The following is a 13709-nucleotide window of genomic DNA, read 5'->3' as shown; positions in this document are numbered from 1 at the left end:
GATAAGCAGCGAATTTTATCACTCAAAATTTATGAATTCGACCGTTCCTTCTCAAACTCGAAAGCCACCTACCCAAGCAATAGGAGCCAAAATTTTCCACTGGTGTAACATCATTAGTCTGTTTATCATGCTCACCAGTGGACTACAAATTTACAACGCCAACCCTGTTTTTGGTGGACGTGCAGGTTTGCACATTCCTCCGATATTTACTTTAGGAGGTTGGCTTGCAGGAGGTAGACACTGGCATTTTGCAGCAATGTGGCTATTCTCCCTAAATCTCTTATGGTATGGAATTTACATTTTAATTACCCGGCGTTGGCGACATCGGTTTGTCGGTGTCAATGACTTCAAAGCATTACAAAAAAGTCAAAATTCTAAGCGTCTAATTTATGCTTGGCATCGGATTGCTTATACAGCAATTATTCCTATTTTGCTGCTGGCATTATTTACAGGAATAGGAATGTATAAACCTGCTCAGTTTCCCTGGATAGTGGATTTGTTTGGTAATTGGCAAGCATTGCGAATCGTTCACTTTGCCTCAGTGCCGCTGGTTATCTTATTTGCAGTGATTCACTCTCGATTAGGGGAGAAAGCTGGAGGCAATCAATTAACAGAATCAATGTTTTAGTAAAAAACTCTGGTCATGGAGATAGATAGACGCGGGTACTAATAACCAATGACAAATGACCAATAACACATGACTAATGACTCTTTTTTCTGCCTCAATTCAAGCTACCGGAGGCGGAGCCTCCCAGAATGGATTCCCAGCCTCCAGGCTGGGAACGAGACGATACAAGGGCTGTATCTTTTCTTAGTGCCATTCGCCCAATGACTAATGACAGATGACAAATGACCAATGACAAATGACCAATGACAAATGACTCTTTTTAAAAAATATGAACTTTTTTGATAAATTGAATGGAAATATCTTGCAAAATCAAAGCTTACTATTTGTAGGACTTGACCCAAATCCAGAGATGATGCCTGTGCGTTATGAATCTGAAGAACTCATTGCTGGTTTGGAGAAGTGGTTACAATTCATTATTGCTGAAACTGCTGATTTCGTTTGTGCTTATAAACCAACACTTGGCTTTTACGAAGCGTTAGGTATTCCAGGTTTAGAACTGCTGTATAAAACTTTAGCAGCTATTCCAGCCAACATCCCAGTTATTTTAGATGCTAAACACAGTGACTTAAATACTAGTACCATCTTTGCTCGGACTGTGTTTACAGAATGGCAGGTAGATGCAATAACTCTCAGTCCCTACACAGGACAAGATCATGTAGCACCTTTTTTGGTCTATCCTGATAAAGCGGTATTTATTTTATGCTGTACTTCTAATCCAGGTGCAGAAGCTTTACAGCAATATCCTACAAACGAATCACCTCTTTATTTACAGGTGGTAAAAGAATCAAAAACTTGGGGAACTCCAGAACAATTGGGTTTGGAAGTGGGAACTACAAATCCTGAAGTTTTAGCACTTATTAGAGCGATCGCGCCGGAACGAATTATTATGGCGCGTAGCATCTGGGCGGAGGGACAAAACCTGAAGCAAATTTTAGAAGTAGGCTTGAATGCTAACGGTGATGGTTTGCTGATTCCTGTTCCTCAAGATATGTTGGGAAACACACAATTATCTGAGCAAATTCAGTCTCTACGCGCAGAAATTAATCAAATAAAAGCTGAAATTATTCACGAAAATTCCACATGTTCTGTGTGGTTTCCTGATGTTTGTTTGCTCAATCAGCATCCCCACCAGGATTTAATTTTACAACTTTATGATATTGACTGCATTATGTTTGGCAGCTTTGTCCAAGCATCGGGAGCTATATTTCCTTATTACATCGACTTACGCAAAATTATTTCCAACCCTCAAGTTTTTAATCAAGTTCTCACAGCTTATGAGGATATTTTGAAAAATCTGAATTTTGATAGGTTAGCAGGTATTCCTTATGGTTCTTTGCCTACTGCGACTGGTTTAGCTTTGCGCCTTCATTGTCCAATGATTTTCCCTCGTAAAGAGGTAAAGGCACACGGAACTCGGAGAGTAATTGAAGGTAACTTTCATCCTGGTGAAACAGTTGTGGTAGTTGATGATATTCTCATCAGTGGCAAAAGTGTTATGGAAGGGGCAGGAAAGTTAGAATCAGCAGGATTAAATGTTAATGATATTGTGGTATTTATCGACCATGAACAAGGAGTAAAAGATAGATTACAACAAAATGGTTATCGTAGTCATGCGGTTTTAACTATTTCAGAAATTACTAATACTTTGTATCAAGCAGGGCGAATAAATGAGGAGCAATTTTTAGCTTTTTCTGAAAGTTAAAAATTGGAATAGTAGGGAGCAAGGAATGGGGAAATATTTTTCTTATCTATTTTCCCTTAAGTCTATTTAATTCTCAAGTTCAATGTATAAATTAGAATAATTTTGATTTTAAAATTAACTATGAATTTTTCACTGAATCAACTACTTAGATGGTTAATTTTTACGCTACTATTTCCTCTAGCTTTTCTTAATGGTTGGCTAGTATTTTTACTGGTTAAAAATTTTCAACCTGTCGTAACAATTCTTGTCTTGGCTACCTTGCTGGCATTCGTTTTAAACTATCCTGTTTCAATTATTCAAAAGCGAGGACTTAAACGTGGCTATGCAGTAGCGTTAGTTTTTATATCAGCATTGATAATTATCATTGCTCTGGGCATTACTTTATTACCCATTGTTTTAGAGCAATTTAATGAGATGGTTAAAGTCTTTCCCCAATGGATTGATTCTAGCGAAGAAAAACTTCAGATTGTAAATGAATGGTTTTTTAGACACAGAATAAATGTGAATCTAAGTCAGTTATTAGCAAAAATTACTGAGCAATTACCCAATGAATTAGAGTTTGTTTCAGACAAGCTTTTAAGCATTATCATAGATACAATTGATAGTATTTCTGAGGCGTTAATCATTGTAGTTCTGACTTTTTATCTATTGTTAGATGGGCCAAGGATTTGGGAGGGTATATTTAAGAAGTTACCTGGAAGTATAGCTCAACAGGTAAGCCAGTCTATTCAGCAAAACTTCCAAAATTATTTGATTGGTCAGGGAACTTTAGCTTTGCTGATGGGTGTTTCAATAACATTATTATTTTTAGCTTTTCAAGTCCAGTTTGGTTTACTCTTTGGTTTGGGAGTTGGGCTTTTGAGCTTAATTCCCTTTGGTGATGTCGTCAGTCTTGTTGTAATAACTTTCATCATAGCCACACATAACTTTTGGTTAGCAGTAAAGGTTTTTGCGGTAGCTGTTGTCATTGACCAGTTAATTGATCAGGCGATCGCACCACGTCTTTTAGGTAAATTTACTGGCATTCGACCAATATGGGTGTTAATTGCTTTGCTTATCGGAACCAATGTTGGTGGAGTCTTAGGTTTACTAGTCGCGGTTCCTGTAGCTGGTTTTATCAAAGATGCAGCAGATGGTTTTTCTAAATCTAGTGATTCCGAGAATGCTGTTGATGGGGAAGCAGCATCAGAATTGTTGGCAGAAGAATCAATATCGCCATGAGTCATTCTGGAGTAATGAGTTATGAGTTATGAGTTATGAGTAAATACCTATTTCTCATCCACTCATTACTCATTTAAAGTCCTTTGACATCCTCACCGGGTTAAAGCTACGGTGATTTCAATCTTGACTCCTGACTCCTGAATTCTGTTCGATAAAAGATTGACTCAGGTTTCCATAAGCTTACGATAACTGGAAGACAGAACTGTTGTTTGGATCAATATTTGTACTAATGTCAGCTTGGGTAAAGGTAGTGCCAAAGAGGGTCAATAACAACTGTCCAGTACCAAAACCTGCATTATTAGCGATGCCATCTCCTAATCGAAACTGACTATTACCGTTAACAATACGCACATCTATTGCACCAATACCACCAAAAGAAAGGATATCTCCCCCTGTTCCCGTTACAAATTCGTTGATTCGGTCTTGACCATCACCCAAGTTATAGCGAATGGTACCGCTGCCATTCCCTCCAGTAAGTGTGTCATTGCCAGCGCCACCATTGAGGTAGTCATTACCTCCACCACCGGTGAGATTGTCAGCGCCAGCACCACCAAACAAGGTGTCATTTCCGCCACCACCAAACAGAGAATCAGCGCCTAAACCGCCGTCTAGATAATCATTCCCTGCATTACCAATTAAGGTGTCATTCCCAGCAGAGCCAAAGAGATTATCGTTGCTGCTGGTTCCGGTGAGGGTGTTGTTAAATTCATCTCCAATATCTAGACCAATTGCATCATCTGGGATCGCACCTGTAAGATCCGCTCCCACAAAAATGGCATCTGTGAAATTTGCTTTAGACAGATCAGCATTTCTCAGGTTGGCATCTGTGAAATTTGCACCAACAGCAAATCCATTAAAAGAAAAACCTTCTGCGTTAGCTTGGGTAAAGTTAGCTCCACTCAAATCAGTATCAGCAAAATCAGCCCCACTCAGGTTTGTTACTGTAACATTGCCATTGGCATCTATAAAGGAACTAAAATCAGCACCAGTTAAAATTAAATCTTCTGCGGAAACGTTGCTGAAATTCGCACCACGAAAACTAACATTACCTGACTGTGTTGGATTTAGTAGTTCTACATCACTGATGGAGAGATCACTGAAATTAGCCAGGTCAAAAATAGAGTTTTGTAAGGTCAAATCCGTGAAGTTTGTCAGACGAAAGTCAGCCCCCGTTGCATCGACGTTGACCAAAATAGTACTATCCAACTCAGCCTCTAGAAAGCTGGCATTCACGAGCGTTGCACCTGTAAAGTCAGCGGCTTTTAGCTTCGCCTTAAATAAATCGGCTCCCGTAAAGTTAGCACTTCTCAGGTTGGGGCGCTCAGATTGTTCACCACTGAGATTAGCTTCCCGCAAATTAGCATTAGTCAGGTTAGCGTTTGATAGATTGATGAATTTCGTGTTAATCAACGATAGATTAGCCTGTCTCAAATTGGCTCCACTGAAATTGACATTTTCTAATGTCGCCTTGAACAAATTCGCTGGTTGAGAAAAGTTATTATTAGGGGCAAAAATTGCACCAGATGCATTTACGTTAAATAGCTTTGCTTCTTCAAAGTTAGTGCCTCGCAACCCTGTATTGACGAATTGAACATTTGTAAGGGTAGCTTTGAAAAAATTGGAGCCATTTAAATTTTGACCGTTAAAATTGTTTCCGGCTAGGCTTTGTTCACTAAAGTTGAAAGCTGTCATATTATGCTCCTCAAAAAAAATTAAGCGGTTTCAAAGTTAAGGAATCAAGCTGGTTTTTGTACTTCAACTTGTTGTTGAGAAGTCTGTTGTTGCAGTTGCTCTTGCAACCAAGAAGAGAAAAGTTCGTTGAGCAACCGTTGCTGCATAGGTTCGTTAAGTTGTGCTGGTATCAGCTTTTCTAGCCGCACAATTACCCACCAATCTCCGATGTGGGTTGGTGGCGATACCTGCTCTGGTTGGCTGATGGCGAGGATTCGCGCTAGTTTGGGATGGGGTGTACTCAATGCAACTGGCCCCACTAAGCCACCAGCCTGAGCTTCTCCACCTTGAGAGTATTGCCTTGCAACTTCAGCAAAGGACTGTTCACCTTCTACCAGGCGGAAGTAAAGTTCTTGAGCAACAGCCGCATCCCGAAGGCGAATTAAAGAGTAGATAACATGATCAAGCTTTGGCTTGAGTTTGTAAAAGTGGGAGTCTAATTTACTACCCCAAGTTGCTTGTTTAAACTTTTCAATTCTCAGGTTGCGGGTTGCTAAATCTAAAAATTGTGTTTCAGTCATGTTCTGCTGCTGCAACCAATTTTGACGTTCAGCTTCTGATGTCAATTGATGCTGTTTGCACAAGTCTTGGTAACACTTGGCTTCTTCTTCTGGTGTGCAGCTAAAGGGTGTGATTGCTTCATCAATCAAAAGTTCTTCCCGGAGCTTTGATAGCAGTTGGTATCGATTCAAGAGAGGGACAATATCTTGAGTTGTTACCGTCTGGTTATGCACTTGTAAGAGTGTTATTGATGAATTTGAGTGATTATCTTGAGTCGTGGTGATCAGTTCTAACTGAGCTTTTTTATGTAGAGAAATTAGATTACTGCTCTGATTTTCTTGCTGTTGTATCCATTGCAGATGTTGGGGTAATAACTGCGACAAGTTATAGCGCTCTAAGATTGTTTCCCTGGCTTTGACCCTGATTGAGTCCATTTTGTCTGGATGGGTGAGTGCTTCTGTAATGCGATCGCAAATTTCCTGGGGTGAAAAAAAGTCTACCAAAAGACCATTAACACCATCTTGGATCACCTCGGTTACAGGAGCAGTTTTGGCAGCTACCAACAAACAACCTACAGATAAAGCCTCCAACATTGACCAAGACAAGACAAAGGGACGGGTGAGATAAACATGGACAGAAGAAGCTTGGAGAACTTGCAGGTATTCAGAATAAGGTAGCCAACCTGTAAAGTGAACTCTGCTTAGGTCAAGATCATATTTTTCCAGCATCACCTCTTTGTAGGTTTTGCCATCAGGTAGTTGTTTGCCGTAAGCTACACGGTTTTCTCCCACAATTACGACATGGCAATGCGGGCGTTGTTGTTGGAGTAAAGCCACCGCCTCGATAAACTGGGGAAATCCCCGATAAGGCTCCATACCCCGCGCCACATAAGTGACGATTTCTTTGGCGTGAGAAAGGTCTAGATTGATGCGTGGGAGAATTAACTTTGCTCCTGGTTTGGGGCAAAAGAATTCCGTGTCAATGCCATCATGAAGGACATTGATTTTATTGTGATATTCCGAGGGAAATTGCTGACGCTGCCAATAAGTGGGAGAAAGACCGCGATCGCAACTATATAAATCCTGTAGAATCGGAGCATTTTTAATCCGAATCCGGGCTTTATCGTCAGCGGTTAAGGGTTCGCTGCGATCGAAGTCGGCATCGGAGCCATGAGCATGATAAAACCACTCGAAATAGCATAGTAATTTGGCATCGGGAAAAATATCTTTGATGAATAAGGTCGGCCCCCAACCCGAATGACCATAGACTACATCGGGAATAAAGTTTTGGGCTTTGAGTTTTTCTGCCAGCCTATAGACACCTTGACCCTGAAGGACAGCATTTTCTAGAGGTCTAACATAGTGATGAGTTTCGGGACGAGCTTCTCGTGTAGGGCTATAGATGACCTTATTAACGCCTGGTAAATTATCTTCCTGACGAGTAGTTCCAAAGAATACTTGGTTATCTTTGTCTTTGGCTAAAGCAGCAGCTACATGGCGAAATTGGGCAGGAAAATTTGGATGCAGAAATAAAATTCGCATTGCTCTTTGATTATTAGTAGTTCTCCAAGGGAACTTGGCGGGTAAAGAGAAAAGGGTAAAGGTGAATGGCACTAAGAAAGATACAGCCCTTGCTCTGTAAAGGCTGGAAATCCATTCTGGGAGGCAGTAGTTTGACAAGAGGCAGAGCCTCTTTTAAATACATTCCCAGCCTCCAGGCTGGGAACGAGACTACACAAGCCTTTGGGCTTTTCTTAGTGCAATTCGGGTAAAGGTGTTTTATCCTTTTCCCCAATCTTCACCCTGCATTTTTGGGTTGGCAGACTATTAGTCTCCTGCCGTCTTCAACTATAAAGACAGCAGGAGAGATAAAATTGAAACAATCAACCCCAAAAGTGGCTCAGTACGTTATCGTGACGCTGCGGCTGCTCTGTTGATTTTCTGGGTACTATCAGGTGTGTGCTACTTGGCTGGTACCCAAGTACACCGCCTGGTTGCCCATTTCTTACGATAGAAAATCGAATTCTGTGACCAGTGCAGGAGCCACGTTAATTACAGTCGCTAACAGTTCGCCAGTTTCAGTAATGGAAATCCGACTACTAGCTTGACCATTAATAACAACACGGCTGATTGTGAGTTCCTCAAACGGTAAGTCAACCTGGAAGAAATCTACACCATCCTGGAAGTCAGTGATAATGTCGCCTACAGGAGCAGGTACAGCTGGCTCACCGGGATCTGGTACTTCAAACCCTACTTCTTCCAACACAAATATGTCAGTACCCGCACCGCCAGTCAGGGTGTCGCGTGCGGTTTGACCTTCCTCGGCGTCTTGTCCACCGAAGAGGGTGTCATTGCCAGCACCGCCTACAAGGCTATCAACTCCTGTTCCACCATCAAGATTGTCATCACCACCTTGACCCAACAGGGTATCATCGCCAGAACCGCCCACTAGGGTGTCAAAACCACCCCCACCTAAGAGGGAGTCGTCGCCGTCAAATTCTTCGGGCCCACCTTCTAAGTAGTCAGCTTCAGCGCCGCCTTGGAGAGTATCATTGCCAGTTCCCCCAAAAAGGGTACTAGTACCAAGACCACCATTGAGGCTGTCATTGCCATCCCCACCATCGAGGGTGTCAAAACCATCCCCACCTAAGAGGATGTCATCACCACCTAAACCATCGAGGAAGTCATCGCCGGTTCCGCCATCTAGGAAATCATTGCCACCACCACTTAAGCTATCAGCATCTCCTTGGAGAGTGTCATTACCATCTCCACCAAAAAGGGTATCAGCGCCAGCCGCACCCAAAGTGTCATCACCGATAAGGAAATCATCACCGCCTAAGCCATCGAGGAAATCATTGCCAGCTCCACCATCAAGAGTGTCGCCTTCGATAAAGCTGTCACTGCCAACTAGCGAGTCGGCACCTGCACCACCGTTGAGATTGCTCTTACCGAAACTGTTATTAGCAGTTGTCAGAGTGTCATTACCAGCTCCGCCGAACAGAGTATCCTCGAAGCCACCAAAGAGCAAGTCATTACCAGCGCCGCCATCGAGGAAGTTTTTCTCATCAAGAACATCGTCCTCACTCTGTCCACCATAGAGGGTGTCATTACCGCCCTCACCAAAGAGGGAGTCCTCGCCAGCATCCCCAAATAGTCTGTCAGCACCGGCTCCACCAAACAAAGTATCTTTATCTTCCCCACCTCGAATGAGGTCATTACCACCTGATCCTAATAACAGATCATCACCAGCAAAGCCGCGAATCGTGTCAGCTGCACTAGTACCTTGAAGGGTATCGGAATCGGGTGTTCCATTTCTAATTGCCATACATTAATCCTTGCTTTTGGGTTTCAAAAAAGTATTTGGCTTGTTTACAACTAAGTTAGTTTTTGTAATTCTCATCACTTCCCCCTCTCCCAAGTTTGAGAGAGGGGCGATTAAGAAATGATGAGAATATATTGGGAGAGATCATCAAACTTACACTGCATAACTACACGATTAAACATCTGCAAATCACATCCTTTGAATTGCTTGAACAATCACAATGTCATTCGTGAATCATTCGCATCTGTGTATTTTTGGTAATACCAAATTGTCAGAGATATTATTTTGTAAGCAAAATAATATTCCTGGCTCACCTAATGATTACCAGAGATTTCATTGCCTTCATTTAATGTTGTAAATGAAGTTATAAAAAAGTATCTTTTGCAACTTGGTATAATGCGGCATCACAAAATTGGACAGTTGTAGCTTCTGCTAACAATTAGAAGCAACAATGACCACAATTCAAATATGATGCGATCGCACACCTTTACTTACCACTTTCTTAAAGTTAAGTTTCACTAACCAGAACTCCCATTTTGCATGAGGTAAAGGTAAAGGTTATGATTTCGACTTTAGGTAAATAGGTCTTTTAACCTTTGATTTCTTTTGAAAACAAAGTGTGCGTCAACCTTTTGTCGACTTTCTTTGGTGATGCATATTCTGTGTAAGACATATATATACTATTTGGCAACTTAGCCACAATAGTAAATCATGACCGCACAGTTATTTGATTTGCCTAATTCATTTCACAATCCGAATTTACATGATTACGTTTTTCCAATTAGGTTATAAATCGATACACCACTGAACACTAGCCGAGAACTGAGAGCCGAGATCGATATACACACTGAACACTAGCCGAGAGCCGAGATTGATAATGAGAACTGTAGGGCTTTTAATAAGATCACTATCAGACAATAATGATCTTTTGCATTAATAGCTGCACGAACACTCTTATGCAAGCAAGAAAAGCTGCTGAGTTTTCTCCAAGTGCCAGAATTTTCACTCCGAAGTTTCAAAAACTTCTTAATCTGTAAAAACTTCTGACTACACCTGATGATATTTATGATGATGGATTAGTAAGCACAATCAAGTTTTCATCCATGTTACATATATTTGTATAGTAAGTTATTTCTGTCAATAGAGGTATATAAAGTTATGCCTAAAGACAGAGAACAGAGCTATTTAATAACTCTTTTGCAGCATTTTATACTAGCTTTTAAACACATTTTTTCTTTTTAAAGAATAAAATAGTCGCATAAATTTTGCCGAAATAGACTAAACTAAATGCGAATTTAGCTATTAAGTAAAACGACAATCCATACAGAGGGTAACAAGATGGTAAAAATTGATTCCCAAAAAACCACACATATTTTCACTAGTTAAAAATTTTACTTAATAACAAAAAATCTATGTTTAGGTTTTCTTTATGTCAACTCTGGTAAGTGGGTGAAGTTATTACTCAATAGATAGATGTTGATGGATTTTGCTTAACTTCAATATATTCTCAAATTTATGGTAAAAATGCAAGGACAGATAAGACATTTAAGCAGCTAGTTATCACGAAATAAATAAGAAGGCACGAATAAACATAAGTATAATAAAGATAGGTAAACGACGCTAAAAGCTTATTCAATAGTGGTTTGAATCTTTTAATTCTATCTTGTTTTAACAACAAATATTTATTTTAAAATCTTGAAAAGAAAGAAAGATTTCGTAAATTAGTGGTTAATTGCGAGTTTAAATAGTCTATTATTTTATTTTTTGAGATTAAAATAAGGGCTAAAGATTACTTCATTAAGCTAATTAGGCGGACAGTATATAAGTGATCAAATTCATACCACGTTAATGCAGGAGTCTTGAGAACTAACTGTATTGCCCCCGTGTGTTGTTGTATCCAAAAAAATTGCATAAAAAAGCCCCTGGTAGAAATACCAGGGGAGAAAGATATAATACCATTTCACTTGATGTTTGTCGGAGATGCCCCTGCTTATGCCTCTAATTAGATGAGAGGCTAGAGTATTTCTCAAATATTACAACAAAAAGTGATCGGGTATAAAATTAACCAACATTTGCCAAGAGCAATTCTCGTTTTTCTAATTTTTGCACTCTCACCTTAGAGTCATCATCAACATCGACAAGTGCTGTGTCTCCATCTGTAATTTCACCAGACAGCATTGCTTCAGCGAGAGAATCTTCTAAAAGGCGCATAATTGCTCGACGTAATGGCCTAGCACCGTAGCTGGGATTGTAGCCTTCTTGTACTACAAGCTCTTTGAAGCGATCGCTAACTTCTAAGATAATTCCCTTTTCTGTCAAGCGCTTAGAAACTTCACGAAGCATAATTTCAGCAATTTGCTTCACTTCATCCCTAGAAAGCTGGGTGAAGACGATAATTTCATCGAGACGGTTAAGGAACTCTGGACGGAAGTAAGCTTTCAATTCTTCATTTACCAAGGTGCGGATGCGGTTATAACTAGCGTCGGCTTGAGTGTCGAAGTCAAAGCCTAAACCACTACCACCTTTTTCAATCACCTTGGAACCGATGTTAGAAGTCAAAATGATCAGCGTGTTCTTGAAGTCAACTTTCCGACCTTTGGCATCGGTAAGATGACCGTCATCCAAGAGTTGCAGCAACATATTGAATACATCGGGGTGTGCTTTTTCGATTTCGTCGAATAGCAGCACTGAGTATGGTTTCCGCCGCACGGCTTCTGTAAGTTGTCCGCCTTCGTCGTATCCGACATAACCAGGAGGCGAACCAATTAACTTGGCGACGGTGTGACTTTCCATGTATTCGGACATATCTAGCCGAATCATTGAGTCTTCCGCACCGAAGAAGTAGGAAGCTAGTGCCTTCGCCAATTCTGTTTTACCGACTCCAGTAGGGCCAGAGAAGATAAAGCTAGCAATGGGACGATTGGGATTTTTCAAGCCTACGCGGGCGCGACGAATACCGCGAGATACAGCCGAGACTGCTTGCTCTTGTCCGATGAGCCGTTGATGCAGAGTGTCTTCTAGGTGCAGGAGCAACTCTGACTCAGATTCAGTGAGTTTGTTGACTGGTACGCCAGTCCAAGAGGCAACGATTTGGGCGATGTCTTCTTCATCAACTACAGTCGAGTTGACAGGTTGCTCGCTTGATGTGAAGGTTGCTTGCAGTTGTTCTGCAAGTTTTAATTCTTGGTCGCGAAGTTGTGTAGCTTTGTCAAAATCTTGGACTCTGACTGCTGCTTCTTTTTCTTTGGTAACGCCAGCGAGTTCACGCTTGAGTTCTTTGTTAGGAGAACTTTGAGAGTTCCGCAGACGAACGCGAGAACCAGCTTCATCAATCAAGTCAATTGCCTTATCTGGCAAAAAGCGATCGCTAATATAGCGGTCTGATAATTCTGCTGCTGCAACAAGTGCCGCATCCAAAATCGTGACTTTGTGGTGTTGTTCGTAAGCACCGCGCAAGCCGTAGAGAATTTGTACGGTTTCCTCTACTGAGGGTTCCCCAACCTTAATCGGTTGGAAACGACGCTCTAGGGCAGCATCGCGCTCGATGTGCTTCCGATATTCATCAAGGGTAGTTGCGCCGATGCACTGGAGTTCTCCTCGTGCTAAGGCAGGTTTGAGGATGTTGGCTGCATCCAATCCACCTTCTGTACCACCAGCGCCAACCAAGGTATGAATTTCGTCAATTACCAAGATGATATTGCCCACGGTGCGGACTTCTTCCACGACTTTTTTGATGCGTTCTTCAAAATCGCCACGGAAACGAGTTCCAGCTACCAATGACCCCATATCGAGGCTGATAACTTGCTTGTCCTGTAAGGTTTCAGGTACATCCTGGTTGACAATCCGTTGAGCTAGACCTTCTGCGATCGCAGTTTTACCAACTCCTGGTTCTCCAATCAAGACTGGGTTGTTCTTAGTCCGGCGACCGAGAATTTGGATTGCCCGCTCAATTTCTTTCTCGCGACCAACTACAGGGTCGAGTCTGCCTTCTTGGGCTAATTTGGTCAAATTTCTGCCAAATTCTTCCATAGTTAGCGGTTGAGTGCGCTTTTGACTACCACTACCAGCGAAAGCCGGTGCATTTTCACCCAAACGGCGAACTATGGCACTGCGGACAGCCTTGAAGTCAACCCCTAGATTTTGCAGTACTTTGGCGGCGACACCTTCACCAGCCTCGGTTAATCCTAAGAGTAAGTGTTCAGTGTTAATGTAATTCTGTCCTAGACTATGAGCTTCTTTAAACGATTGCTCGAAGAGGCTTTTCACCTTAGGAGTAAAAGGAATTTCTGGTGGTACAAAGCCAGAACCCCTACCAATAATTTTTTCTACCTCGCGACGTGCGTCTTTGAGGGTAACGCCTAATTCAGCCAGCACTTTAGCAGCAACCCCAGTTCCTTCTCCCATCAAACCCAGGAGAATTTGTTCAGTTCCTACGAAATTGTGTCCCAGGCGACGTGCTTCCTCCTGAGCTAACATAATTACTCTAATGGCTTCGGAAGTGAAGTGTTCAAACATAATGGGTTCTTGCTCCCTCGCTGCTTGGACTTTGGGTGAGATAAATTCACCCTCATCTAAAGTTTTTTGTATTTTCTTAAGGACTAATGT

The 13709-nt window shown here is 41.5% G+C and carries 7 protein-coding genes; 3 read left to right on the top strand and 4 right to left on the bottom strand.

Annotated features, from left to right (window positions below):
- Positions 1–31 precede the first annotated feature (31 nt).
- The 3 genes from ACWATR_RS01625 (at position 32) to ACWATR_RS01615 (ending at position 3551) form a co-directional block, all read left to right on the top strand.
- Positions 32–628 (top strand): cytochrome b/b6 domain-containing protein, encoded by a 597-nt coding sequence (locus ACWATR_RS01625; RefSeq protein ID WP_460328852.1) that lies wholly within the window; start codon positions 32–34, stop codon positions 626–628.
- A 268-nt stretch (positions 629–896) separates the two neighbouring features.
- Positions 897–2330 carry a bifunctional orotidine-5'-phosphate decarboxylase/orotate phosphoribosyltransferase gene (locus ACWATR_RS01620; protein WP_460328850.1) on the top strand — a complete coding sequence of 478 codons (1434 nt, stop codon included), beginning with the start codon at positions 897–899 and terminating at the stop codon, positions 2328–2330.
- Positions 2331–2450: 120 nt separating this feature from the next.
- Positions 2451–3551, top strand: coding sequence for an AI-2E family transporter (locus ACWATR_RS01615; protein ID WP_460328848.1), 1101 nt, complete (start codon positions 2451–2453; stop codon positions 3549–3551).
- Between the two features lie 180 nt (positions 3552–3731).
- Here ACWATR_RS01615 and ACWATR_RS01610 read toward each other — a convergent pair whose 3' ends face one another.
- From ACWATR_RS01610 to ACWATR_RS01595, 4 genes are all read right to left on the bottom strand, one after another.
- Positions 3732–5243 (bottom strand): pentapeptide repeat-containing protein, encoded by a 1512-nt coding sequence (locus ACWATR_RS01610; RefSeq protein WP_460328846.1) that lies wholly within the window; start codon positions 5241–5243, stop codon positions 3732–3734.
- Between the two features lie 44 nt (positions 5244–5287).
- Positions 5288–7324, bottom strand: coding sequence for a glycosyltransferase (locus tag ACWATR_RS01605; RefSeq protein WP_460328844.1), 2037 nt, complete (start codon positions 7322–7324; stop codon positions 5288–5290).
- A gap of 463 nt (positions 7325–7787) precedes the next feature.
- Positions 7788–9107: a calcium-binding protein gene (locus ACWATR_RS01600; RefSeq protein ID WP_460328842.1), complete on the bottom strand. Its 1320-nt coding sequence runs from the start codon at positions 9105–9107 to the stop codon at positions 7788–7790.
- A 2058-nt stretch (positions 9108–11165) separates the two neighbouring features.
- A complete protein-coding gene (locus ACWATR_RS01595) occupies positions 11166–13619 on the bottom strand; it encodes an ATP-dependent Clp protease ATP-binding subunit (protein WP_460340138.1) in 2454 nt (817 codons plus the stop codon).
- Positions 13620–13709: the final 90 nt, after the last annotated feature.

It is taken from the genome of Nostoc sp. UIC 10890 (genome assembly GCF_054786515.1).
The sequence above is the reverse complement of the archived record's forward strand: the minus strand, read 5'-3'. Positions and strand labels throughout refer to the sequence as shown.